The 25980-nt window shown below is 52.3% G+C and carries 16 protein-coding genes; 12 read left to right on the forward strand and 4 right to left on the reverse strand.

The genetic code is table 11. The features are described from left to right. Positions 1-105: 105 nt before the first annotated feature. Both ligA and O1Q74_RS04015 read left to right on the forward strand, forming a co-directional pair. On the forward strand, positions 106-2160 hold the full coding sequence (gene ligA / locus O1Q74_RS04010) for an NAD-dependent DNA ligase LigA (RefSeq protein ID WP_271876242.1): 2055 nt from the start codon (positions 106-108) through the stop codon (positions 2158-2160). A gap of 4 nt (positions 2161-2164) precedes the next feature. After that, the gene (locus O1Q74_RS04015) at positions 2165-2386 is read left to right on the forward strand and encodes a DUF3820 family protein (RefSeq protein WP_271876243.1); all 222 of its coding nucleotides are present in this window, start codon (positions 2165-2167) and stop codon (positions 2384-2386) included. Positions 2387-2602: 216 nt separating this feature from the next. Here the strand turns inward: O1Q74_RS04015 and O1Q74_RS04020 are convergent, their stop codons facing one another. The 3 genes from O1Q74_RS04020 to garD form a co-directional block, all read right to left on the reverse strand. Further along, on the reverse strand, positions 2603-2956 hold the full coding sequence (locus O1Q74_RS04020; RefSeq protein WP_271876244.1) for a FlxA-like family protein: 354 nt from the start codon (positions 2954-2956) through the stop codon (positions 2603-2605). A gap of 428 nt (positions 2957-3384) precedes the next feature. Then, positions 3385-4920 carry a methyl-accepting chemotaxis protein gene (locus O1Q74_RS04025; protein ID WP_271876246.1) on the reverse strand — a complete coding sequence of 512 codons (1536 nt, stop codon included), beginning with the start codon at positions 4918-4920 and terminating at the stop codon, positions 3385-3387. A gap of 855 nt (positions 4921-5775) precedes the next feature. Next, the gene (gene garD / locus O1Q74_RS04030; RefSeq protein ID WP_271876248.1) at positions 5776-7350 is read right to left on the reverse strand and encodes a galactarate dehydratase; all 1575 of its coding nucleotides are present in this window, start codon (positions 7348-7350) and stop codon (positions 5776-5778) included. A gap of 546 nt (positions 7351-7896) precedes the next feature. Between garD and O1Q74_RS04035 the strand changes: the two genes are divergently transcribed. The 6 genes from O1Q74_RS04035 (at position 7897) to O1Q74_RS04060 (ending at position 15962) form a co-directional block, all read left to right on the forward strand. Further along, a complete protein-coding gene (locus tag O1Q74_RS04035; RefSeq protein WP_271876250.1) occupies positions 7897-9249 on the forward strand; it encodes an MFS transporter in 1353 nt (450 codons plus the stop codon). 608 nt (positions 9250-9857) lie between these two features. Next, complete coding sequence (locus tag O1Q74_RS04040; protein ID WP_271876251.1) at positions 9858-11210, forward strand: enolase C-terminal domain-like protein; 1353 nt, start codon at positions 9858-9860, stop codon at positions 11208-11210. 34 nt (positions 11211-11244) lie between these two features. Beyond that, entirely contained in the window at positions 11245-12585 is a 1341-nt protein-coding gene (gene gudD, locus O1Q74_RS04045) for a glucarate dehydratase (protein ID WP_271876252.1), read from the forward strand. Between the two features lie 69 nt (positions 12586-12654). Next, positions 12655-13425: a 2-dehydro-3-deoxyglucarate aldolase gene (garL, locus tag O1Q74_RS04050; protein WP_271876253.1), complete on the forward strand. Its 771-nt coding sequence runs from the start codon at positions 12655-12657 to the stop codon at positions 13423-13425. 329 nt (positions 13426-13754) lie between these two features. Continuing rightward, the gene (gene garR, locus O1Q74_RS04055; protein ID WP_271876255.1) at positions 13755-14639 is read left to right on the forward strand and encodes a 2-hydroxy-3-oxopropionate reductase; all 885 of its coding nucleotides are present in this window, start codon (positions 13755-13757) and stop codon (positions 14637-14639) included. A 177-nt stretch (positions 14640-14816) separates the two neighbouring features. Then, positions 14817-15962, forward strand: a complete 1146-nt coding sequence (locus tag O1Q74_RS04060) for a glycerate kinase (RefSeq protein ID WP_271876257.1) — start codon at positions 14817-14819, stop codon at positions 15960-15962. A gap of 446 nt (positions 15963-16408) precedes the next feature. On the opposite strand, the gene barA is transcribed toward O1Q74_RS04060, so the two are convergent. Continuing rightward, the gene (barA, locus tag O1Q74_RS04065) at positions 16409-19204 is read right to left on the reverse strand and encodes a two-component sensor histidine kinase BarA (protein WP_271876258.1); all 2796 of its coding nucleotides are present in this window, start codon (positions 19202-19204) and stop codon (positions 16409-16411) included. A gap of 108 nt (positions 19205-19312) precedes the next feature. Between barA and rlmD the strand changes: the two genes are divergently transcribed. The 4 genes from rlmD (at position 19313) to pyrG (ending at position 25953) form a co-directional block, all read left to right on the forward strand. Beyond that, entirely contained in the window at positions 19313-20662 is a 1350-nt protein-coding gene (rlmD, locus tag O1Q74_RS04070) for a 23S rRNA (uracil(1939)-C(5))-methyltransferase RlmD (protein ID WP_271876259.1), read from the forward strand. A gap of 53 nt (positions 20663-20715) precedes the next feature. Further along, the gene (relA, locus tag O1Q74_RS04075) at positions 20716-22950 is read left to right on the forward strand and encodes a GTP diphosphokinase (RefSeq protein WP_271876260.1); all 2235 of its coding nucleotides are present in this window, start codon (positions 20716-20718) and stop codon (positions 22948-22950) included. A gap of 326 nt (positions 22951-23276) precedes the next feature. Then, a complete protein-coding gene (mazG, locus tag O1Q74_RS04080) occupies positions 23277-24089 on the forward strand; it encodes a nucleoside triphosphate pyrophosphohydrolase (RefSeq protein WP_271876262.1) in 813 nt (270 codons plus the stop codon). Between the two features lie 226 nt (positions 24090-24315). Then, positions 24316-25953 carry a glutamine hydrolyzing CTP synthase gene (pyrG, locus tag O1Q74_RS04085; RefSeq protein WP_271876263.1) on the forward strand — a complete coding sequence of 546 codons (1638 nt, stop codon included), beginning with the start codon at positions 24316-24318 and terminating at the stop codon, positions 25951-25953. Positions 25954-25980 lie beyond the last annotated feature (27 nt).

Below are 25980 nucleotides of genomic sequence, written 5' to 3' on the forward strand. Positions count from 1 at the left end.
TGACGCCGTTCAGACCGCAAGCTAATGATTCTCGCTCTGGCACATCACGGGCGAGAATCATAACAATCATAACGCCGATAGGGCGACACGTCAGATAAAACAGGTATGAAACCAGTGAAGAAAGAACCAGCCGAAGTGAATGCGGTTGCACTGCGGGTAGCGGAGTTGCGCCGGGTCTTACGCCATCACGAATACAAATATCACGTTGAAGATGCGCCCGAAATTCCTGATGTCGAATATGACAAACTTATGCAGGAACTGAAAGCGTTAGAGGCGGATCACCCCGAGCTGGTAACCAGCGATTCTCCCACGCAGCGCGTGGGGGCGGCACCGCTGGCGGCATTTGAACAGGTACGACATGAAGTGCCGATGTTATCGCTGGATAACGTATTTGATGAAGAGAGCTATCTGGCCTTCAGCAAGCGAATTGGCGACAGGCTGAAAAACGGTGGCGATCTGACATTTTGCTGTGAGCTAAAGCTGGATGGTTTAGCGGTCAGCCTGCTGTATGAAGACGGCGTTCTGGTGCAGGCGGCCACGCGCGGGGATGGAACAACCGGGGAAAATATCACCAGCAACATTCGTACCGTGGCGGCAATTCCGTTGCGCCTTGAAGGTGACAATATTCCGCGCCGTGTCGAAGTGCGCGGTGAAGTGTTTATGAAACACAGCGGTTTTGAAAAGCTGAACGAAGAAGCACGCCGTACGGGGAGTAAAGTCTTTGCCAACCCGCGTAATGCTGCTGCCGGATCGCTGCGCCAGCTCGACCCACGTATTACGGCTAAACGTCCGCTGACCTTCTTCTGCTATGGCGTCGGCCTGCTGGAAGGCGGTGAACTGCCAGCCAGCCACTGGGAACGGCTGATGCAGTTCAAAGCGTGGGGACTGCCGGTTAGTGACAAAATCAAACTCTGTAACGGTCCGGCCGAGGTACTCGATTTTTATCGTCAGGTCGAACAAACCCGCAGCTCGTTAGGTTTTGATATCGACGGCGTGGTTGTCAAAGTTGACTCGCTGGAGCTGCAGGAGCGGTTAGGGTTTGTTGCCCGCGCGCCTCGCTGGGCAGTAGCCTTTAAATTTCCGGCGCAGGAACAGCTGACCTGGGTACGTGATGTCGAGTTTCAGGTTGGGCGGACAGGCGCGATTACGCCCGTCGCGCGTCTGGAACCCGTCGCCGTGGCTGGGGTTATCGTCAGCAATGCCACACTGCATAATGCCGATGAAATTGAGCGGCTGGGGTTGCAGATTGGCGATCGTGTGATTGTGCGTCGAGCGGGGGATGTGATCCCGCAGATCGTCGGCATTGTGGAATCTGAACGGCCAGAAACGGTGCAACCGATTGTGTTCCCTTCGGCCTGCCCCGTGTGCGGTTCGGATGTTGAACGTGTGGAAGGGGAAGCCGTCACGCGTTGTACCGGGGGTTTGATCTGTGGTGCCCAGCGCAAAGAGGCGCTGAAGCATTTTGTTTCTCGTCGCGCATTGGATGTGGAAGGCATGGGCGATAAGATCATCGATCAGTTGGTGGAAAAAGAGTACGTCAAGACGCCAGCCGATCTGTTTCGCCTGAGTGCCGGGATCATTACAGGGCTGGATCGCATGGGGCCTAAATCAGCGACGAATCTGGTGAATGCGCTGGAAAAAGCGAAAAGCACCACGCTGGCGCGTTTTCTGTATGCGTTGGGGATCCGCGACGTTGGCGAATCGACGGCTGCCAATCTGGCCGCCCATTTTGGTTCGCTGGAGGCGCTGTTTGCCGCCGATGAAGAGACGCTACTGGCGGTGCCGGATGTCGGTAAAGTCGTTGCCGCACACGTGCGTCATTTTCTGGAAGAAGAGCATAACCAAACCGTTATTCGCGAACTGACCGATCCCGCAGGCATCAACATTCACTGGCCTGAGGTTCTGGTCGTCAAGGCGGAAGAGATCGACAGCCCATTTGCGGGGAAAACGGTGGTATTGACCGGATCGCTAAGCATTTTGTCTCGTGACGAAGCCAAAGATCGGCTAACGGCGTTAGGGGCAAAAGTGAGCGGCAGCGTCTCGAAAAAAACCGATATGGTGATCGCGGGTGAAGCTGCTGGTTCTAAGCTGGCGAAAGCGCAGGAGCTGGGGATCCCGGTGATCGATGAGGCGGAAATGCTCCGGCTATTGGGAGAGTAAGCCTGTGGAAAAAGAAGACCTGATAGACATTGCCAGGATGCAGATGCCGTTTGGTAAATACAAAGGGAGAGTGCTGATTGATTTGCCGGAAGAGTACCTGCTGTGGTTCTCCCGAAAGCGCGAATTTCCTAACGGTCGCTTAGGGGAATTGATGCAAATTACGCTGGCAATCAAGATAGAAGGTCTGCAAGGGTTGGTAACACCGCTAAAGCGGCCCCGTTCCTGACTATCCCTTTTCTGCGGTAACTTCTGACTAAAAAAGGTCGCTTCAATCAAGCAAAGCCGGTCGCTTAAGCCTCATTTTAGGAGAAACACGGGATGGGGTTCCCGTAGGGATACCTCACCTCGTGGTCGCTCCGTGTATCTCGGTTCTTAACGATTGGTATTAGCATGCAATGAAGTGACCTTTTACCTTTACTGGCTAACGTAGCCCTGACACAGACTAGACGTAAATATTAATCTTGTTGTCTGCTGTTGGACGGTTAACACCTTCTTGTTTAGCACTTTGCGCTGAAGAAGAAGAATCAGACTGTTGTTCTGATTTTTCACTCTGCAAGCGGGCAATTTGTGCCTGTAACGCTTTGATCTGTGTTTGAATGGCTTGTTGCTGCTGCTCGATCTGCTTACGTTCCTCATCGCTTTTTGCGCTGGAAGCGGAGTCGGTCAGCTTACTTACCTGTTTGGTAAGTGCTTGAACCTGCTTGGTTAGCTGCGCAATTTGCTGCTCTGAGGTGCTGCTGCTTTTACTGCTGCTTGCTGTTGTCGATACACTGATACTGCTGATGGTGTTTGACATTTTCCCTCCTGAAAAGATGCCGATATACCCGAATTATTCGGGGTACAAACTGTTATATCGGTAATTTAAACACTTTCTCGAGGGGGATATTGTTGGTAACGAAACATGAAATGCTCACTTTTCTGACAGCTTATGTAACATAATGTATCAGTAAGGGGTGGGAGATAAGTAAAGGGGGGAATATGTCAAATATTGCTGCCAGATGTAGAGACTAATATCGATTTTTTTTCTTTATTTTCAGTTTATTGTGATATCGTTTTTGACGCAATCTCGGTCGCTTTCTTTTCTGTTTCTTCTTTTTGGATACGGGCAATGTCGGCATAGAACGTTTGGATCATCTGCTACTGTGCGTTTGCTGGAAGGAAAAAGAAGGCTGTTGGCAAGGGGGCTGTCCTGCCCCCTTGCCGAAGTTGAAGAGATAGGGGCTGTTAACTGCCGTACACGTTAATTGCACTATTCAGCCGTCTGGCTTGAAGGTTTAGTCCTTCAGCGGCTTCTGTAGAATGCATAACCATATCGGTATTGCGCTGTGTCATTTGTTCTATCTGTGCAATAGAGGTATTGATCAGGCCCAATGCCGAGGTTTGCTCATGCGTTGCGTTGCTGATCTCTTTAATCATGGTGGAGACCTGCAAGACTTCATCAACAATGTCGCTGATATGTTTGCCCGCATTTTCTACCATTGTGCTGCCCTGTTTCACGCTCTCAACGTTGGCGTCGATGAGCGCTTTAATCTCTTTGGCTGCAGAGGCGGAATGCTGTGCTAAATTGCGAACCTCGGCGGCTACCACGGCAAATCCTCGTCCCTGTACGCCGGCACGCGCCGCTTCAACCGCCGCATTCAGCGCGAGGATGTTAGTCTGGAAGGCTATACTGTCTATCACGCCAATGATATCCACGATTTTATCGCTGGCGCTGGAAATGGAATCCATCATGCCGATGGTTTCCCTCATGATGTTGCCACCTTTAAGCGCGGTACTGCTGGCGGCTTCCGCCATTGTGGTGGCCTGTGCCGCGGTTTCTGCACTCTGCTGCACGGCAACGGTAATTTCTTCAATGGCGGCAGCGGTTTGTTGCAGGTTGGCCGAGGTTTCTTCCGTACGCGTATTCAGGTCGATATTGTTTTCCGCCAGCTTATGGCTGACGTTGGTAATACCGTTTACCTGCGTGCTGACGTCATCAACAAGCGAGTGCAAATTCAGGCCAAACTGATTCACAGAACGCAGCAGCAACCCGATTTCGTCTACCCGATTCAGATGGATATGCTTTCCTTTACGGCCTGAGACCACATGCTGAGCTTGCTTCAGTATCGTCCTGATTGGTCGTGCAATTTGCTTTTGCAGAAACTGATCGATGATGACAATGAGTAACAGCGCGAGTGCCAGCCGCCACAGAGGGGCCATGCCGCTGAAAGCAAGCAGAGTGGGAATGAGTCCCGCCATGAATACCGCGATGCGTAAGCGCCAGCGGACTGACAATTTTTGCAACAGCGACAGCGGCGCAAAGAGTCCGGTGCGAACCACCAGCCCTTTGTAGAACTTACGGTTGCCCGCCTGTTTTTTCTGCACGTCGCTATACAACGTTTCGGCAGATTTGATCTCTTCGGCACTGGGCGTGTTACGTACCGAGATATAGCCCGCGAGATGTTCCTGTTGGTAGACCGGCGTAACGTTGGCGCGAACCCAGTAGTGATCGCCGTTGTTACGGCGATTTTTGACGAGTCCGGTCCAGCTATCGCCCTGTTTCAGCGTAAACCACATGTCGGCATAGGCTTCAACGGGCATGTCAGGGTGACGCACAATATTGTGTGGCTGGTTGATGAGCTGCTCTTCAGAAAAACCGCTAACCTTAATGAAGGCAGAGTTGGCATAAGTAATGTGGCTGTGAATATTTGTCGTGGACATCAATATGGTGTCCATGTCTAACAGATACTCCTGCTGTGTAACAGGTGTATTCACTCTCATGAGAAACCCCGGCGTACATATCCCGCTCAGTTCCCAGGTTCAGCCATACTGACCGCTTTTCTCGTCTCAGTCATTCTGATTATTACAGAGACTAAGACGCTGTATCGCTGCCGCGTGGTACATCCCGTGAAATCTGTCAGGCATATTGCTGTGTAAATATTAAAGTTATTCAAATGGGTATACTGAAATTTTTTGGGCAACTCACTCATTTATATAAAAAATGCCAGGCATTATTTATGAGCGGGCTATTGACCCTATATTGTGCGTGATGGAGATTTTGTAACTGTATCCGTCATACTTCAAGTTGCATGTGCGTTGGCTGCGCTCAGTCACCCGAATCACTTACTCAAGTAAGCTCATCGGACTCCTTCGCTTGCCGCGTTACAAGGCTTATAAATAAGCCTTGCCCTAGCGGGCCAACGCTTTGCGTTGTTCAAACGTTAACGTTTGTCCTGAAACTCGAATTATTTAGGATATATATTTTTGTAACAAATATTTCATCAGTGTTAGCACGCTTTTTCAGCACACGTAAATTTATGATGAGGACGATTACCTGTCAATTGATTCATTTTATTGGCAATAAATAATCGGTAAAAAAATGATTAAAAATAGGTGGGGGGAGTAAATAGGGATTATTCTTAAAGGGGGGGTAATCAATGAAATTGATGCTAAGAAAAAATATTTGTTAAGTTTTTTTTATTTTTTCTTTGCGCGAATGAAATTAAATGTTGCCGCGCGGAGATTTATTCTTTTAATTACCGCTTTTCTTTCGTTTTTATTGATGCTGAATTTATTGTAGATCAAATAACGCCATCCGTAGGCCAGCTAATGGATCTGGCCTACGGAGAACGATAATCAGGTTACCGGTGCTGGATTGAAAACGGCCAGTGCGTTATGAAGTCCCCATTGATCGGACCAGGTTTTTTTCTTGCCGCTGGCGATCTCCAAAATGAAGTGAAAAAGCAGCCAGCCCACGTCTTCGATCGTGGCTTCTCCGGTAGCAATCGTACCAGCATCAATATCCATCAGATCGTGCCAACGGTTTGCCAGTGCGGTACGGGTTGCCATTTTGATGACGGGCACCGCGAGCAGGCCATAAGGTGTACCACGGCCGGTGGTGAAGACCTGCACGGTGATACCGGAAGCAAGCTGCTGGGTGCCGCACACGAAGTCACTGGCGGGCGTTGCGGCGTAAATCAGCCCACGTTTGGTTGGGCGTTGACCGGGTGACAGGACTTCGACAATGGCGCTGGTGCCGGATTTGGCGATGGAGCCGAGCGCTTTTTCTACCACGTTCGCCAGCCCTCCCTTTTTGTTGCCCGGCGAGGGGTTGGCGCTACGATCGGTCTGGCCGCTGTTGAGGTAATTATCGTACCAGGCCATTTCTTCCAGCAGACGTTTACCGACTTCTTCATTGATGGCGCGCGGTGTTAACAGATGAATGGCGTCGCGCACTTCGGTTACTTCGGAGAACATCACGGTTGCGCCGCAGCATACCAGCAAATCGGATGCAAAACCGACGGCTGGGTTAGCGGTGACGCCAGAGAAAGCATCGCTGCCGCCACACTGCATGCCGACAACCAGTTCTGAGGCTGGACAGGTTTCACGATGACGTTTGTTTAGCCGTTGCAGGTGTTTGTCTGCCATCGTCAGAATGTCATCCACCATCGAGCGGAAACCAACGTGGTGTTCATCCTGCAAGCGGACAATACTGCTATCATCAAGGGAGATGGCTTGTACGTCTGACGTCCCTTCCAACAGGCGTTCCGGCTGTAATTTTTCACAGCCTAACCCCACCACCAGTATCTCGCCGCCAAAATTCGGATTCAGCGCCAGGTTGTGAATGGTGCGAATAGGAACGACCGCAGCAGGCGCATTGATTGCCACGCCGCAGCCGTAGAGGTGGTTGAGTGCGACAATGCCGTCCACATTGGGATAGTTAGGCAGTAAATCCCGCTCGATAATTTTGACGACGTAGTCCACTACGCCCGCGACGCAGTGCACGCTGGTGCTAATGCCCAGCAGATTTTTCGTGCCTACGCTGCCATCGGCGTTGCGGTAGCCTTCAAAGGTGTAGCCTTCCAGCGGAGGCAGAGAGGGTGGGACTTTAGTCGCCAGCGGCAGGGTGTCCAGCGCGGGAGCCTGAGGCAACTCGACTAGGGATTCATCAATCCAGCTTCCTTTAGCAATATCACGTAGCGCATACCCGATAATTTCACCATAGCGGATAATGGCGACTGATTTGGCGATATCGACAAGGGCAACTTTGTGACCTTGAGGAACATGTTCAATTAATTCCAGATTATCATTAAAACGGGTTCCGGCACGTAAGCCATTATTATTAACAACAATGGCAACATTATCAGAATCGTGGACCTTAATATAAAGTGGCTGCTCTTGTGCAGCATTACTTTCTAATTTATCTGACATGATGCAAGCCTTTATTATTGGTTTAGCAGAAGCGCCGTGGTAACGATTACCACGCTATTACTTCATTGCTCGCTAACTCGCTAACGAGTATACGTGGTGTTCTCTTCTCGTACATTATGCAATTGACCTAGATTCGGGCTTTTTGTTTCTGATTTATCAGGTGAAGACCTAATTTTTGGTGAGTTTGATCACATTCTGCCGGCGTGTAGTTTTAGAGAGAAATAAAAATAATGTCTATGAGTGTAAAAATAGAATGACGGTTTTTTTCGTGAAATACCTCGCACTATATAGGGCAAGTGCACCAACATATTCAAAAGGATATTTTTAATGTTGTGCTTTTATCTAGTGAGCGGCCAGTCGGTAAAAATTATAATGATCCGGCGAGTTGAAGATGTCAGCTAATTACTCTGAAGCTATATAGCCTGGCTATTCGCAAAAAAATAAAAATGGGAATTTAACTATCCACTGATTTTCATTCTGATAACCCTACACGTTATCTGTTATTCGGAATGAATGAGTGAACCGCGATTGAAGCAGGAGTTCATCATGAATACAGTAAGCTCAGCAGTTGGCGCGATACAAAAAAGAACAAACGCCCGCTACTGGATTGTCGTGATGTTGTTTATTGTCACGTCATTTAACTATGGCGACCGTGCCACTATCTCGATAGCGGGCTCTGCCATGTCAAAAGATATTGGCCTGGATGCCGTCGGTATGGGGTATATCTTCTCCGCGTTCTCCTGGGCTTATGTTATCGGCCAAATCCCTGGTGGTTGGCTACTTGATCGCTTTGGTTCAAAACGTGTCTACTTCTGGAGTATTTTTACCTGGTCACTCTTCACGTTGTTACAAGGGTTCGTCGATCTCTTTCCTACCACGGCATCTATTGTCATTGCGCTGTTCTTGTTGCGTTTTATGGTGGGGATTTGTGAATCGCCTTCTTTTCCTGGCAACAGCCGTATCGTTGCAGCCTGGTTCCCGGCCCAAGAGCGTGGTACTGCCGTAGCGATCTTTAACTCCGCACAATATTTTGCGACGGTAATTTTTGCTCCTATCATGGGGTGGCTGGTGCACGCTGTTGGTTGGTCGCACGTATTCTGGTTCATGGGCGGATTGGGGATCATCCTCAGCTTCATCTGGTTGAAAGTCATCCACGATCCCAAAGATCATCCTGGGGTTAATCAGGCTGAATTGGACTATATCGAAGCGGGTGGCGCGTTGATTAATATGGACGTGGCATCGAATAAAGCGAAGGTTCCATCAGCAGAGAAATGGTTCCAAATTAAGCAACTGCTGACTTCTCGTATGATGATCGGTATTTATCTGGGCCAATATTGTATTAACGCGCTGACTTACTTCTTTATTACCTGGTTTCCTGTGTATCTGGTTCAGGCCCGAGGTATGTCAATTCTGAAAGCGGGCTTTGTCGCTTCTGTCCCTGCAATCTGCGGTTTTGTGGGTGGTGTCTTGGGGGGCGTGATTTCCGATTATTTAATGCGCCGAACTCACTCACTAACCTTTGCGCGTAAGACGCCGATTGTTCTTGGTATGTTGCTCTCTATGTCGATGGTTATTTGTAACTATGTCTCGACAGAATGGGTGGTGATTGCCGTAATGGCGTTGGCGTTCTTCGGTAAAGGTATTGGTGCGCTGGGCTGGGCGGTCATGGCGGATACCGCGCCAAAAGAGATCAGTGGCCTGAGCGGTGGCTTGTTTAACATGTTTGGCAATATCTCTGGCATCGTAACCCCGATTGCTATCGGGTATATCGTAGGGATGACTGGCTCTTTTAATGGTGGCTTAATTTATGTCGGTATTCATGCTGCCTTTGCTATCATCAGCTATCTGTTTATTGTGCAAAATATTGAACGTATCGAATTGAAGCCGTTTGTTAAATAACGCATCTGAATTCGGGAAGTAACATAAAACACCGCGCTATCAGGATGGTAGCGCGGTGTTTTGTTATTATACTTTTCCCATTTTTCTCATGAAAAATAGGGCGTTTTTCATTCCTGAAGTCTGACTGCTGTACCATGTATTCTGTGGGCTGTAAGGCGGAAATCCGCTTTCTCCGGTTTTCGTGAAATACCTCCCATTGCCCTGTGATAATGACATATTTAATCTGCATTTCGGCAGGGAATGCTGTGCTATTGCCCAATGAGTTGTGAAATCAGAAAACGTATACTTTTTCCTGAGGTTGGTAAGGCGGTGCGGATTATCACACTGCCTTCCTAACTGGTTTATTCCGGTATCGGGACGGTAATAACCTGTTTTTATTCTGACAATCTTACAAGCCCTACAAGCATTGTTTATTTCAACTCAGAGTAAAAACCAGGTTGCGCTAAAAAGTAGGAAAACAACATGAAATTATCTACTGGTGCACCATCTGTTTTTTATTTCTGTATGACTGAATTATTTCCATCCGCCGCAACGAGCCCCAGCGTTTCGGCAAATATCGGAAACCTAAGCGTAAACCCTGTGCGCACCATTCGTGACGGGAGCCTGTAATGACAAACTTTTCAGCGCCCCCTGTCATTACCGACATGAAAGTTATCCCCGTCGCGGGCTATGACAGCATGTTGTTGAACATCGGCGGCGCACATGGTGCTTACTTTACGCGTAACCTTGTTATTTTAACCGACAGCGCCGGGCATACCGGTGTCGGCGAAGCCCCCGGCGGTGAAGTCATTTACAACACGCTGGTTGAGGCCATTCCTCGTGTGAAAGGCGAACAAATCGCCCGCATGAACCGTCTGGTTCATGACATTCATGCCGGCAACCAGTCTTCTGATTTTGATTCCTTCGGCAAAGGTGCCTGGACGTTTGAACTGCGCGTGAATGCGGTCGCGGCGCTCGAAGCTGCGCTGCTCGATCTGTTGGGACAATTTATGGGTGTCCCCGTTGCCGAGCTGCTGGGACCGGGGAAACAGCGTGATGAAGTCACCGTGCTCGGTTATCTGTTCTATATCGGCGATCGCACGAAGACGGATTTACCTTACTTATCCGGTGAGAAAGTATCCGGTGAGAAAGGCAAGCACGAGTGGTATCACCTGCGTCACCAGCAGGCGATGGACAGTGAGGCGATTGTGCGTTTGGCCGAAGCCACCACTGACCGCTATGGATTTAAAGATTTCAAACTCAAAGGCGGCGTATTACCCGGCGAGCAGGAAATCGATGCCGTGAAGGCGCTGAAGAAACGTTTCCCGGATGCCCGTATTACCGTCGATCCAAACGGGGCCTGGTTACTGGATGAAGCGATCGCGTTGTGCAAAGACATGAAGGGGATTCTGACCTATGCGGAAGACCCTTGCGGTGCCGAGCAAGGGTTCTCCGGCCGCGAAGTGATGGCGGAATTCCGCCGCGCGACTGGTCTGCCCGTTGCGACCAACATGATTGCCACCAACTGGCGCGAAATGAACCATGCCGTGATGTTGCAGGCAGTCGATATCCCGCTGGCCGATCCCCATTTCTGGACGATGCACGGTGCGGTGCGCGTCGCCCAACTGTGTGATGAGTGGGGGCTGACGTGGGGCTGCCATTCCAATAATCACTTCGATATTTCTCTGGCGATGTTCACGCACGTGGGGGCGGCGGCACCGGGTAACCCGACAGCCATTGATACGCACTGGATCTGGCAGGAAGGGCAACACCTGACCAAAGAGCCGCTGCAAATCGTTAACGGTAAAATTAAGGTACCGGAACGGCCCGGTCTGGGGATTGAGCTGGATATGGCACAGGTGATGAAAGCTCACGAACTGTACAAAAAATTACCGAGTGGGGCTCGCAACGATGCCGTCGCCATGCAGTACCTGATTCCCGGTTGGAAATTTGATCGCAAACGCCCAGTTTTTGGCCGCTAACCCGACATAAAAATGAGAGAGAAAGGATAAGAAAATGACATTGCAAAATTCAACGCCGGTTATTACCCACATGCAGGTTATTCCGGTTGCAGGTCACGACAGTATGCTGCTCAACCTGAGCGGCGCACATGCACCTTATTTCACTCGCAACATTGTGATTCTGAAAGATAACGCCGGGCATACCGGTGTCGGTGAAATTCCCGGCGGTGAGAAAATCCGTCAAACGCTGGAAGATGCTGCCGCGCTAGTGGTGGGTAAAACGCTGGGTGAATATAAAAACGTGATGACGGCGGTGCGTGAGCAGTTTGCCGACCGTGATTCCTCTGGGCGCGGTTTACAGACGTTCGATCTGCGCACCACTATCCATGTCGTCACGGGGATAGAAGCCGCGATGCTCGATCTGCTGGGGCAGTTCCTTAATGTCAGCGTGGCCTCACTGCTGGGCGACGGCCAACAGCGTGATGCCGTCGAGATGCTGGGTTATCTGTTCTACATCGGCGATCGCAATAAAACCGACTTGCCTTACCAGAGCCAGGCTAACGAGAAATGCGACTGGTATCGCCTGCGTCACGAAGAGGCGCTGACGCCAGAAACCATCGTGCGTCTGGCTGAGGCGGCGTATGAAAAATACGGTTTCAATGATTTCAAACTGAAAGGCGGCGTATTGGCGGGTAGCGAAGAAGCAGAAGCGGTGACCGCGCTGGCGAAACGCTTCCCGCAGGCGCGCATCACGCTGGATCCTAACGGTGCATGGTCGCTGGATGAAGCCATCGGTCTGGGCAAACAGTTACGCGGCGTATTGGCCTATGCAGAGGATCCGTGCGGCGCGGAGCAAGGTTTCTCTGGTCGTGAAGTGATGGCGGAATTCCGTCGTGCGACGGGGTTGCCTACCGCGACCAACATGATCGCCACCGACTGGCGACAGATGGGGCACACCATTTCACTGCAATCGGTCGATATCCCGCTGGCCGATCCGCACTTCTGGACAATGCAAGGATCGGTACGTGTCGCGCAAATGTGCCACGAATGGGGCTTAACCTGGGGTTCTCACTCTAATAACCACTTTGATATTTCACTGGCCATGTTTACCCATGTCGCGGCAGCGGCTCCGGGCAAGATTACAGCGATTGATACGCACTGGATCTGGCAGGAAGGCAATCAGCGCCTGACGAAAGAACCGTTGCAGATTGTTGGCGGTATGGTGGAAGTGCCGAAGAAACCGGGTCTGGGTATCGAACTGGATATGGATCAGGTGATGAAAGCACACGAACTGTATAAAAACATGGGATTAGGCGCACGTAACGACGCCATGGGAATGCAGTACCTTATTCCTGAGTGGACGTTTGATAATAAACGTCCGTGTCTGGTTCGCTAACGTTCTGATTTTCCGTTTTTTGAGCGCGCCGCTTCAGGCAAGCGGCGCTGGAATGACCGAGGATAAAAAATGAAGACTCCGCTGTTACCTAACCGTTTTCGCCAAGATTTGCAGCAGGGCAAAACGTTGATTGGCTGCTGGTGTGCGTTGGGCAACCCGATTTCCACTGAAGTGCTGGGACTGGCGGGATTCGACTGGCTGGTGCTGGATGGCGAGCATGCGCCTAACGATATCGTGACGTTTATTCCTCAGTTGATGGCGCTGAAAGGCAGCCATAGCGCGCCTGTCGTTCGTCCGCCGTGCAATGAGCCAATCATCATCAAGCGGCTGTTGGATATTGGTTTCAATAACTTCCTGATTCCCTTTGTGGAAACGGCGGAAGAAGCTGCGCGTGCGGTGGCGTCAACCCGCTATCCGCCAGCGGGTATTCGCGGGGTTTCCGTGGCACACCGTAGCAATTGCTACGGTACTGAGCCGGACTATTTCGCCAAGATTAACGACAGCATTACCGTTGTGGTGCAAATCGAAAGTCAGGAAGGCCTCGACAATTTGGATGCGATTATCGCGGTAGACGGCGTAGACGGCGTGTTTGTCGGCCCGAGCGACCTGTCCGCGGCGCTGGGCTATCTCGGTCAGCCTAACCATCCTGACGTGCAGAAAGCGATCCGCCATATCTTCGATCGTGCGGCCGCGCATAACAAACCCTGTGGCATTTTGGCACCGGTTGAAGCTGATGCTCGCCGCTATCTGGAATGGGGCGCAAGCTTTGTCGCGGTCGGTAGCGATCTGGGCGTGTTCCGCAGTGCGACACAGGCGCTGAGCGACAAATACAAGAAGTAATTCAGACTGTTGACAAGCCTATTTACGGAACAAGAACGATGGTAATGGGATAGAAGAGTAAAGCGTCCGCGCCAGGGACAAAAGCGTCAGGAACGCTTTTGAACGTCGCTTGCGACGGCCCTGAAAGGGTGAATATCAGGGACGAGATTCATATCTGCGCGGCTCGAGCTTACAGGGACGTACTTGCAGCGTCTTTACGATCTACCCATTACCATTGCTCGGCGAACTTTGTCAGTAAACTCAGTGATTCCGCGGCGAATTGAATCCGCCATGAGGCGGGTTCACCGTGAATTAACGTGATATCTACATCAGGCAATGAGGTTAGGGCGATGAAAATTGGTTTTATTGGACTGGGCATCATGGGAAAACCGATGAGTAAAAATCTGCTGAAAGCAGGTTACTCATTAGTCGTGATGGATCGAAATCTGGATGCCGTCGCGGAAGTCGTTGCGGCAGGCGCTACGGCGGCTGCGACGCCGAAACAGGTTGCGGAGCAGTGCGACGTTATCATCACCATGCTGCCTAATTCACCGCACGTGAAAGAAGTGGTGCTGGGTGAAAACGGCGTCATCGACGGCGCGCGCGCCGGAAGCATTGTGGTAGATATGAGTTCAATTGCGCCGCTTGCCAGCCGTGAAATTGCGACTGCGCTGGCGACGAAAGAGATCGCCATGCTGGATGCGCCGGTCAGCGGCGGTGAGCCTAAAGCCATCGATGGTACGCTGTCTGTGATGGTGGGCGGCGACAAGGCGCAGTTTGACCGCTGTTTTGAGGTACTGAAATCGATGGCGGGCTCCGTGGTTCATACCGGTGATATCGGTGCGGGTAACGTGACCAAACTGGCGAACCAGGTGATTGTGGCGCTGAACATTGCCGCCATGTCGGAAGCGCTGGTGCTGGCAACGAAAGCAGGGGTTAACCCAGATCTGGTGTATCAGGCAATCCGCGGCGGGTTGGCGGGCAGCACCGTGCTGGATGCGAAAGCGCCGATGGTGATGGAGCGTAACTTTAAGCCGGGTTTCCGCATCGATCTGCATATTAAAGATCTGGCGAACGCGCTGGATACTTCACACGGCGTTGGCGCACAGTTGCCGTTAACGGCGGCGGTGATGGAAATGATGCAGGCGCTGAAAGCGGACGATCTGGGATCGGCTGACCACAGTGCGCTGGCGTGTTACTACGAGAAGCTGGCTAAAGTGGAAGTTACGCGATAAGCCGTGAAGCGATAGTCACGAGGCTGGCACAGGATGCCAGCCGACTGGCAGATAATCATTCTGATCTATCCAATAGATTTCAGGACCTGCTGCCCTGAAAGCTGGCGGGTATAAGCGCCGTTTCATGAGCGCGCGGATTATTGATGCAATCGGAACGTTGATGAAATCGGATCGTTTATGAAAATAGTGATCGCACCGGATTCTTATAAAGAAAGCCTGTCTGCACAAGATGTTGCTACGCAGATTGAAAAGGGATTTCGTGAAATATTTCCCGATGCCTGCTATGTCAAATTACCTGTTGCAGATGGTGGGGAAGGTACCGTTGAAGCGATGGTCGCGGCGACCAATGGCAAGATTGTGAATGTTAACGTGACAGGGCCGTTAGGCGATAGCATCGACGCGTTCTTTGGCCTGTCTGGCGATGAAAAAACGGCGTTTATTGAGATGGCAGCGGCAAGCGGTCTGGAACGGGTGCCTTCGCAACGGCGTAACCCGTTAAAAACCACCAGCTATGGCACGGGTGAACTGATTCGCTGCGCATTAGATCACGGCATCCGGCATTGCATCATCGGGATTGGCGGCAGTGCAACCAATGACGGCGGCTCGGGTATGGTGCAGGCGCTGGGCGCGAAACTGCTGGATAAGCAAGGTGAGCAAATTGGTTTTGGCGGCGGTGAACTCGATAAACTTTCTCGCATTGATATCAGCGAGTTGGATGAACGTATTAAAGGCTGTCGTTTTGAAGTGGCCTGTGATGTGACCAACCCGCTGACGGGGAAACAGGGCGCGTCGGCGATATTTGGCCCTCAGAAAGGGGCGACGCCAAGGATGATTGAGCAACTGGATAATGCGTTGAAGCATTATGCGGCGGTGATTCGCCACGATCTTGATATGGACGTGGAACACGTTCCCGGCGCGGGTGCGGCGGGCGGTATGGGCGCGGCGCTACAGGCATTTTGCGGCGCTGAACTGCGTCAGGGAATCGAGATTGTCACGGAAGCATTGGGGCTGGATGAACTGGTACGCGATGCCACGCTGGTGATTACCGGGGAAGGACGCATCGACAGCCAGACTATCCACGGTAAAGTGCCGATTGGCGTGGCGCGGGTCGCCAAACAGTATAATAAACCGGTGATTGGTATTGCAGGCAGCCTGACGGCAGATGTCGGCGTGGTACATGAACATGGCCTGGACGCGGTATTCAGCGTGCTTTACAACATCTGCTCACTAGAAGAAGCGCTGGATAATGCGGCAGAAAATGTGAGGATGGCGGCGCGTAATATCGCTGCTACGATCCGGCTGGCGCAGTCGATATCGCGTTAATCGTCATCGTGATGGGATGGTGTTTGGTATTTATACACATTTCTATGCAGACTGAGAGACGGTTTCGTGCGCTCGTCCCTTAAACACTCAGCGTTAGGTTCTCCCTCTGTCAGGCTGCTGTTTCTTATACGAATGCAGCGACATTGTGGGTTTTGCCGTTATCTGGCGTAAAAAATTATGCTGAGGAGGTAGCTGGCTTAGGATGAGCCGCAGGACGCGGCGAAAGCTTGCGCCACGTAGGGAACGTGTCGCAAGCGGTCCGTAAAGCCAGATACCGACGAAGGCCCCGCGTTAGCGGCATAATTTCCGCCAAAAAGCCTGGGGTCACGGGGCGAGCGGCGTTTGAGCCGTCCCGTGTCGGGCGCGTGCTGCGGAGAAGCATGGAATAGCCATATTGTAAGCGCACGAAACTATCTCTATAGACGCATAATATGTATGGATATTGATTACGAATGCATAGGGTTGATATGCGGCTGGGCGGCTTTGCTGACGTTGTCGATTTCGTCCAGCAGTTCCAGCCATTCGGGTTCCAAATTGCTGACGTGAACGCCTTTACGCAACTGCTGCTCCAGATAGCGGCAGATGCGTTTCAGACGCGGTACGCCGCTGTAGCTGCAACTGCCGTGCAGTTTATGCACCAGCTCGATAATGTTGTCATCTGTTTGACCTTCCAGCACCTTTTCTATTTTCTGCTGAACTTCTGGTAAGAAATCCAGCAGCATTTGCAGCAGGTCACGCGCCAATTCCGGCTTGTTGGCCGCCTGTTGCTGCGCCAGCGCCCAGTCGAGAGACAGTTGGCTATCGTCGTGTTCGCTCAGTAAACCTGTCATATCGGCCCGATCGTGCTTCAGCGGATCCTTCCGCGTATGGCGCGTTAGCACGCTTTTCAACATCTGTTCGTCTATTGGTTTAGCCAGATAGTCATCCATACCTGAACGCAGCAGATGCTCACGCTCACCCGTCATGGTTTGTGCCGTCACCGCGATGATGGGGGTGGTGGTATGGTGGGGGATCTGGCGGATCAGCTCGCTGGCGCAAATGCCATCCATACCTGGCATCTGAATGTCCATGAGGATAATGTCGAGCTGATGCCGTTTCGCCTGTGCAATCGCATCTTGCCCGCTTTCGCACAGAATAATCGTCTCGACCTGCTCTTCCAGCAGCGTGCCGATCAGTTTCAGATTCGCCAGGTTGTCATCCACGGCCATCACGCTGAGCGGCAGACGGGCTGCATGGCGTGCGGCACTCGGGTGAGATGCGGTGTCGTCTGGCAGAAAAGAGGGCTGGAACAGCGTATTATCTTGTAACAGCGGCAGCAGGCGTGATGAGGCGAGCGGTTTGCTCAAGCAGGCATGTACGCCGAAGGTTTTCAACTGTTCGGCATCCATTTGCGCCAGGCTGGGCAGCGCCAGAATCACACAAGGTGACCGGCGGCAGATATCACGCAGCCTGGGCGTGTAGTCGAGCAGTGTGTTGCGATATTGCACGGGAATGCCGAGCAGCAGGATATCGAATTCCCCTTCCGGCAGTTGCTCAAACGTCGGGCTGTAGCTCACGATGAGTGGCGTCTGGCTCAGAATATCCAGTGTGGCCTGCGCGGCGATAGGATGATACTCGACGTAGGCCAGATGTTTTCCTTGCAGCATCGTGTAAGCTGGTTCTGTCGGTATAGCGTGAGGGTTGAGTGGCAGCGTGATGTGGAACCAGAACGTCGAGCCCTTGTTGATCTGGCTCTGGAAACTGATATCGCCGCCCATCTCTTTGACCAGACGTTGGGTGATGACCAGCCCGAGCCCCGTGCCGCCATGACGGCGTGAAATACTGGTGTCAGCCTGACGGAATGCCTGGAACAACTGCGATTGCTGCAACTCGGCAATGCCGATGCCGGTATCGCGTATTTGCACCTCTAGCTGAACTTGATGATGTTCCTGACGACGCTTCTCTACCCGAATATCAATGTTGCCCTGCTCAGTAAATTTAATCGCATTACCCAGTAGGTTGGTGATGATTTGCTGTATCCGCAGTGGATCGCCGATAAATTGTTCGGGTACGTCATTCTGAATGCTGAGTGTTAGCTCCAAGCCTTTTTCATGTGCCGTGTGCGCCAGCAGCATCACGACATCGTCCAGCGTGTTGTGCAGCGAGAACGGAATATCCTCCAGCACCAGCTTGCCGGCCTCCAGCTTCGAGAAATCCAGCACATCGTTAATGATATTCAGCAGATTATTGGCGGAACGTTCGATGGTAAGCAGATAATCAGTCTGTGTGGTATTCAGCGGGGTCTTCAACGTCTGGCGAGTGAAACCGATTACGCCATTCAGCGGCGTTCTCAGTTCATGTGACATATTGGCCAGAAACTCTGATTTAATGCGAGCCGCTTCCTGCGCCCGCTTTTTGGCCAGATCCAGTTCGACGTTCTGAATCTCCATCTGCTCCAGCGTTTCCCGCAGATCGTAGGTCGCCTGATCGATATTTTGCTGCATTTCCTCGTGGTAGGCGGTCAGCGACATGGCCATTGAGTTGATGCCGTTTTTCAGCATGTCCAACTCACCCAGCATGTACCCTTCTACCCGACTATCCAATTGCCCGCGGCGGATGCGATCGACCGTATCAACCATATTACGAATCGGGGTGGTGACATCGCGCATCAGACGATAAGCGAAGAGAGCGGCAGCGCCCAAAGATAACAGCAACAGCAGTGTGGCGATGAAGATCTCCTGATACTGCTGAAGCCGAATTGCGCTGATGTCCAGCTCGATCATCAGATAGCCGAGAGGCGTGGCGGTTCCTGATGGCACGGGCACTGCTCCACCCGGCAGGAATTCGCTGTCGGTGACTATCGGCATGTGCAGAATCAGTGCGTCATTTGTGTGGTGCAGATGCAGCTTATTATAGGAAAGCGCATCGCCGCTGATCGGCTGTAATGTCACGTTGTTGCGTACGTTGGTGGTGGCCAGGAGCTGATTACGTGCATCGAATACGCTAATGGTGCGAATAATCGCGGAGTGCCGACGGTGAAGTGTATTGATTAATGCTGGAATCGTGTCCATCTGACGATGGGTAAGAGCGTAAGCGCTGATGGTTGCCAGCGGCTCAATGATGCTGGTGCCTGAATCGGCCAACTGCGACTGCAACTGATTGTAACGATGAATGACGAAGAACGAACTGAGCAGCACTCCGATCATCAGCGTCGGTGCCAAAATCAGTATCAACATCCGTGCGCGAAGACTGTATTTGGTCATGGGGTTCCAATGTGGGAGAATTAGAGGATGCTAGGCACCCTATTATTTAATTTAGTTACTGGGTACTGCCACTGCCGTTCAACTCAAGAGATAAATCGATAGTACATTATGGCGCAATTCTACTCTCCAAACCGGCGTGTGACGACCCGGAAAGCGATTCCTGCTAAGAACCTCACTGTTACGGTCACGTCACTTGATCCGTTTGGGCAGGGAGTAGCGCGTCACGAAGGCAAGACGGTGTTTGTCACGGGGGTACTGCCGGGAGAGCAGGCTGAGGTTCAACTGACGGAAGAAAAACGCCAGTTTTCGCATGCAAAACTGAAACGTCTTCTGACGCACAGCCCGCAGCGCGTAGAGCCGCAGTGCCCGCATTTTACCCGCTGCGGCGGCTGCCAACAGCAGCACGCGGACATCACGCTGCAACAGATCAGCAAAACGGCTGCATTAATGCGCTTGATGACGAGGGAAACAGGCGTTGAACTGCCTGACGCCTCGCTGATTGCCGGCACACCTTATGCCTATCGGAGGCGCGCGCGGCTTGCGTTATACTTTCAGACAAAAGAGCAACGTCTGTTGATGGGCTATCGGCAGTCCAATTCTCACGATCTGGTGGATATCAAAGCCTGTCCGGTGTTGCGCCCCGAGCTTGAAGCACTGCTGCAACCGCTGCGCGAGTGCCTGAGCCGATTAAAGGCGGTGAAGCGTCTTGGGCATGTGGAATTGGTGCAGGCGGAAAACGGCCCGCTGTTGGTGCTGAGGCACCTTGATCCGCTACATGCATCGGATGAACAGGCGCTGCGAGATTTTGCCCGACAGCAGGGCGTCTCGGTTTACCTGGCGCCGGATGCCGATTCGCTGACGTGTCTGCACGGCGAAGAGCCGGTTTATCAGGTCGCTGGGCTGACGCTGGCCTTTAGCCCGCGCGATTTTATTCAGGTCAATGACGCGGTCAACCAGCAGATGGTTGCACAGGCGCTGGCGTGGCTGGATGTGCAACCGCAGGATAGAATATTAGATCTGTTTTGCGGCATGGGTAACTTCACGTTGCCGCTGGCACAGCGCGCTGCCAGCGTCGTTGGCGTTGAAGGGGTGACTGCACTGGTAGAGAAAGGGCGCGAGAATGCCCGGCGCAATGCGCTGTCCAATGTCACATTTTTTCACCAAAATCTTGAAGATGACGTCACACAGCAGCCGTGGGCGGCTCAGGGTTTTGATAAGATATTACTTGATCCGGCACGTGCGGGCGCGGCAGGCGTGATGGAGCAGATAACCCGACTGGCACCTGAGCGGGTGGTGTATGTGTCCTGTAATGCCACGACGCTAGCGCGCGACAGCAAAGTATTACTGGCAGCCGGTTTTAGACTGGCGAATGTCGCGATGCTGGATATGTTTCCACATACCGGGCACCTTGAATCGATGGCACTGTTTTTGCATGACACCGGCACGCGAAAGGCGTAATAGGCAGCAAAACAGCGTCGTTTGTAAGGTGAAGGGTAACGTAGGGAGAAATTATGGTTGCGGTACGAAGTGCGCATTTGAATACGGCAGGTGAATTTGCCCCTGACGCGTGGATTGCTTCGCTGGGTATTTCCAGTCAGCAATCATGTGAACGTTTAGCCGAAACCTGGCGTTACTGTGAGCAGCAAACGCACGATCACGCCGATGCATCGATGCTACTGTGGCGCGGCATTGAAATGGTGGAAATTCTGTCCACGCTCAGTATGGACAATGACAGCATGCGCGCGGCGCTGCTCTTTCCACTGGCGGATGCGGGCGTGGTCGATGAGGCGACGCTGGAAGCCGCGTTTGGTAAAAACATCGTTGATTTGGTGCATGGCGTGCGCGATATGGATGCAATTCGCCAGCTCAAAGCGACGCAGAATGACTCGGGCGCATCTGAGCAGGTCGATAACATCCGCCGCATGTTGCTGGCGATGGTGGAAGATTTCCGCTGCGTGGTCATCAAGCTAGCCGAGCGGATCGCCCACCTGCGTGAAGTGAAAGATGCCCCGGAAGAAGAACGGGTATTGGCGGCCAAAGAGTGTACCAATATCTACGCGCCGTTGGCGAACCGCTTAGGGATCGGTCAGTTGAAGTGGGAGCTGGAGGATTTCTGCTTCCGCTACCTGCATCCTGATGAATATAAAAAAATCGCCAAGCTGCTGCACGAGCGTCGTATCGACCGTGCGCAGTACATTGACGATTTTGTCAAAACGCTGCGCAACGCGATGAAAGAAGAGGGCGTGCAGGCGGAGATCTACGGTCGTCCTAAGCATATCTACAGCATCTGGCGCAAGATGCAGAAGAAAGCGCTGTCGTTCGATGAGCTGTTCGATGTCCGTGCGGTACGCATTGTCGTTGAGCGCTTGCAGGATTGCTACGGGGCGCTCGGTATCGTGCATACCCACTATCGCCATCTGCCGGACGAGTTTGACGACTACGTCGCTAATCCCAAACCAAACGGCTATCAGTCTATCCATACCGTGGTGTTAGGGCCAGGCGGGAAGACGCTCGAAATTCAGATTCGTACACGACAGATGCATGAAGATGCCGAACTGGGCGTCGCGGCGCACTGGAAATACAAAGAAGGCACCTCCGTGGGCGGGCGTTCCGGCTACGAAGGCCGCATTGCCTGGCTGCGTAAACTGCTTGCCTGGCAGGAAGAGATGGCCGATTCGAACGACGTGCTGGACGAAGTTCGCAGTCAGGTGTTTGACGATCGCGTCTATGTCTTTACGCCGAAAGGCGATGTGGTGGATCTCCCTGCCGGCTCCACGCCGCTGGATTTCGCTTACCACATCCACAGTGATATCGGGCACCGCTGCATCGGGGCAAAAATCAGCGGACGCATTGTGCCGTTTACCTACCAACTGCAAATGGGCGATCAGATTGAAATCATCACCCAGAAGCAGCCGAACCCGAGCCGCGACTGGCTGAACCCGAATCTGGGATATATCACCACCAGCCGTGGACGTTCCAAGATCCAGAACTGGTTCCGCAAGCAGGATCGCGACAAGAATATTCTGGCGGGGCGGCAGATTCTGGATGACGAACTGGCGCATTTGGGGATCAGCCTGAAAGCGGCGGAGAAATTGCTGCTGCCGCGCTACAACGTGAATTCGCTGGATGAATTATTGGCGGCTATCGGCGGCGGCGATGTTCGTCTGAACCAGATGGTGAATTTCCTGCAATCGCAGTTAAAACAGCCTACTGCGGAAGAACTGGATCGTGAAGCGCTGCGCCAACTGACGCAAAAATCGCATCAGCCAGCGGCACGTAACACGAAGGACAACGGCCGCGTGGTGGTGGAAGGTGTCGGTAACCTGATGCACCACATTGCCCGTTGCTGCCAGCCGATTCCGGGTGATGAGATCACCGGGTTTATCACGCGGGGACGCGGAATTTCGATTCACCGCGCCGACTGTGAACAGCTGGACGAACTGCGCGCCAGTTCGCCGGAACGGATTGTGGACGCGGTATGGGGCGAAAGCTACTCCAGCGGTTATTCGTTGGTGGTGAGGGTGATTGCCAACGATCGCAGCGGCCTGCTGCGGGATATCACCACGATTCTGGCGAATGAGAAGGTCAATGTACTGGGTGTCGCCAGCCGGAGCGACACCAAACAGCAACTGGCAACGATTGACATGGATATCGAGATCTACAACCTGCAAGTGCTGAGCCGCATTCTGGCGAAGCTCAACCAACTGCCGGATGTGATTGATGCGCGGCGCCAGCAAGGGGCATAAGTATTGATGCTGTGTTTTGCCTCAAGCGTAAAAATTACGCTGAGGAAACACAGTCATCCAGGATGAGTGGCATGGATGCCACGAAAGTCGCTGCCGCGTAGGGAACGCGTCAGCGACGGTCCGCCAGAAGACTGTGTTTCCGAAGGCACCGCGAAGCGGCGTAATTCCCGCGAAAAAGACAGGGGTCACGGGGCGGCGTCGATTGGACGCCCCGTGTCGGGCGCGGCGCAGTTGCGGAAATGATCGTTGGAATGTATCGCGCACGAAACCTCTCTGGCTTGTCTGCAATCTTCGTAAGAAATAATTTTTTGATTTTCAGGAATATTATGACTGTATCTTTGACGAATGTCCCTCCCGTCGAGCGCTTGCTCACCATCATGAAAACCCTCCGCGATCCCGAAAATGGTTGCCCGTGGGACAAGAAACAGACCTTTGACTCTATCGCGCCCTATACGCTGGAAGAAACGTACGAAGTGCTGGATGCCATCAGCCGTCAGGATTTTGATGATTTGCGCGGTGAATTAGGGGATTTGCTGTTTCAGGTGGTGTTTTACGCACAGATGGCGCAGGAAAAGGGCCTGTTCGATTTCTCCGACGTGTGTAACGCCATCAGCGATAAGCTGGAACGCCGCCACCCGCATATCTTCGGGGAGCTGACGCTGACGGATAGTGATGCCGTGCTGGCAAACTGGGAACAGACAAAAGCGCAGGAGCGGGCGGAGAAAGATCGTCATTCGCCGTTGGATGATATTCCTGATGCGCTGCCTGCTTTGATGAAAGCGCAAAAAATTCAGCAGCGTTGTGCGTCTGTTGGCTTCGATTGGGACAGCCTGGGGCCGGTGCTCGACAAAGTGTATGAAGAAATCGATGAGGTGATGTTTGAGGCGCGGCAAGCCGTTGTCGATGAAGAAAAATTAGGTGAAGAGATTGGTGATTTATTGTTCGCCATAGTCAATCTCTCTCGCCATCTGGGACACAAGGCCGAGACGGCGTTGCAGGCAGCAAATCGTAAGTTCACTCGACGTTTTCGTGAGGTAGAACAACTCGTTACGGCATCGGGAAAAACGCTGGAACAGGCAACGCTGGACGAAATGGAAGCCGCATGGCAGCAGGTGAAAAAACAGGAAATCAGTCATTAATCCATTTTTATCGATAAGATCATTTTTTATTGATTTTAAGGTTTTTATTTTATTGTTTTTTAAGGTGATTGTGAGTCGGGGTGAGGGTGGTTTCACCTCGTCTGCGCGTGTGTTGGAATCGTCACATTGTGTAAAACGAACATTTGTGGCGCTCATCAGGTTCAGGTATACTACTTTCCCGTCTTGGTACTTCCATCGTCTTTAAACCTAAACTCTCAGGTTCAGCATGACAACTAATTATATTTTTGTGACCGGCGGGGTCGTTTCCTCTCTGGGTAAAGGCATTGCCGCAGCCTCTCTGGCGGCTATTCTCGAAGCCCGTGGCCTCAACGTTACCATCATGAAACTGGACCCGTACATCAACGTGGATCCGGGCACGATGAGCCCGACGCAGCACGGTGAAGTATTCGTCACCGAAGACGGCGCCGAAACCGATCTGGACTTGGGTCACTACGAGCGTTTCATCCGCACTAAAATGTCGCGCCGCAACAACTTCACCACTGGCCGTATCTATTCTGATGTCCTGCGCAAAGAGCGCCGTGGCGACTATCTGGGCGCGACCATTCAGGTGATTCCACATATCACTAACGCGATTAAAGAGCGCATCATTGAAGGTGGCGAAGGCCACGATGTCGTTCTGGTTGAAATCGGTGGTACCGTCGGTGATATCGAATCATTGCCGTTCCTTGAAGCGATTCGGCAGATGGCGGTACAAGTCGGCCGCGAGCACACGCTGTTTATGCACCTGACGCTGGTGCCGTATCTGGCGGCGGCGGGCGAAGTGAAAACCAAGCCGACGCAGCACTCTGTTAAAGAACTGCTTTCCATCGGTATCCAGCCTGACGTGCTGATTTGCCGTTCCGACCGCACGGTGCCCGCCAATGAGCGTGCAAAAATTGCTTTATTCTGTAATGTGCCGGAAAAAGCAGTAATATCCCTTAAAGACATTGATTCGATTTATAAAATCCCGGCGCTATTGAAATCACAGGGGCTGGACGATTATATTTGTAAACGATTCAGCTTGAACTGCCCTGAAGCAAACCTGTCAGAATGGGAACAGGTTGTGTATGAAGAGGCGAATCCGGGCGGTGAAGTCACTATTGGTATGGTCGGCAAATATGTTGCGCTGCCGGATGCTTACAAATCCGTGATTGAAGCGCTGAAACACGGCGGCTTGAAGAACCGTCTGACGGTAAATATCAAGCTGATCGACTCGCAGGATGTCGAAACCCGTGGTGTCGACGTATTGAAAGATTTGGACGCTATCCTGATTCCAGGCGGTTTTGGCTATCGTGGCGTCGAAGGGAAAATCATGGCGGCGCGTTACGCCCGTGAGAACAATATCCCTTATCTGGGCATTTGCCTGGGGATGCAGGTCGCATTAATGGAATTTGCCCGTAACGTTGCCGGAATGGAAGGCGCAAACTCAACGGAGTTTATGCCAGACTGTAAGTACCCGGTGGTTGCGCTGATCACGGAATGGCGTGATGAGAACGGCAATGTTGAAGTTCGTGATGAGGCCAGCGATCTGGGCGGCACCATGCGCGTTGGCGGGCAGCAATGCCATCTGACCGAAGGCAGTCTGGTGCGTCAGATGTACGGTGAGCAGACGATTATCGAACGTCATCGTCATCGTTACGAAGTGAACAACATGCTGTTGAAACAGATTGAAGCGGCGGGATTACGGGTTGCTGGTCTTTCCGCCGACCGCAAACTGGTGGAGATTGTTGAGTTACCCGATCATCCCTGGTTCGTTGCCTGTCAATTCCACCCGGAATTCACATCAACGCCGCGAGATGGACATCCCCTGTTTGCCGGCTTTGTGAAAGCCGCTGGCGCGTACCAGAAGCGTCAGGTGAAGTAAGAGTTATATCAGCAACGCGCGATCGCT

The sequence above is a fragment of the Pectobacterium sp. A5351 genome (genome assembly GCF_028335745.1).
GTDB lineage: Bacteria > Pseudomonadota > Gammaproteobacteria > Enterobacterales > Enterobacteriaceae > Pectobacterium.

Bases quoted from the DNA above. Each gene is read 5' to 3' on its own strand.
- ligA (WP_271876242.1), top strand. From the start codon at position 106: ATGAAACCAGTGAAGAAAGAACCAGCCGAAGTGAATGCGGTTGCACTG.
- O1Q74_RS04020 (WP_271876244.1), bottom strand. From the start codon at position 2,956: ATGTCAAACACCATCAGCAGTATCAGTGTATCGACAACAGCAAGCAGC.
- O1Q74_RS04025 (WP_271876246.1), bottom strand. From the start codon at position 4,920: ATGAGAGTGAATACACCTGTTACACAGCAGGAGTATCTGTTAGACATG.
- garD (WP_271876248.1), bottom strand. From the start codon at position 7,350: ATGTCAGATAAATTAGAAAGTAATGCTGCACAAGAGCAGCCACTTTAT.
- O1Q74_RS04035 (WP_271876250.1), top strand. From the start codon at position 7,897: ATGAATACAGTAAGCTCAGCAGTTGGCGCGATACAAAAAAGAACAAAC.
- O1Q74_RS04040 (WP_271876251.1), top strand. From the start codon at position 9,858: ATGACAAACTTTTCAGCGCCCCCTGTCATTACCGACATGAAAGTTATC.
- gudD (WP_271876252.1), top strand. From the start codon at position 11,245: ATGACATTGCAAAATTCAACGCCGGTTATTACCCACATGCAGGTTATT.
- garL (WP_271876253.1), top strand. From the start codon at position 12,655: ATGAAGACTCCGCTGTTACCTAACCGTTTTCGCCAAGATTTGCAGCAG.
- garR (WP_271876255.1), top strand. From the start codon at position 13,755: ATGAAAATTGGTTTTATTGGACTGGGCATCATGGGAAAACCGATGAGT.
- O1Q74_RS04060 (WP_271876257.1), top strand. From the start codon at position 14,817: ATGAAAATAGTGATCGCACCGGATTCTTATAAAGAAAGCCTGTCTGCA.
- barA (WP_271876258.1), bottom strand. From the start codon at position 19,204: ATGACCAAATACAGTCTTCGCGCACGGATGTTGATACTGATTTTGGCA.
- rlmD (WP_271876259.1), top strand. From the start codon at position 19,313: ATGGCGCAATTCTACTCTCCAAACCGGCGTGTGACGACCCGGAAAGCG.
- relA (WP_271876260.1), top strand. From the start codon at position 20,716: ATGGTTGCGGTACGAAGTGCGCATTTGAATACGGCAGGTGAATTTGCC.
- mazG (WP_271876262.1), top strand. From the start codon at position 23,277: ATGACTGTATCTTTGACGAATGTCCCTCCCGTCGAGCGCTTGCTCACC.
- pyrG (WP_271876263.1), top strand. From the start codon at position 24,316: ATGACAACTAATTATATTTTTGTGACCGGCGGGGTCGTTTCCTCTCTG.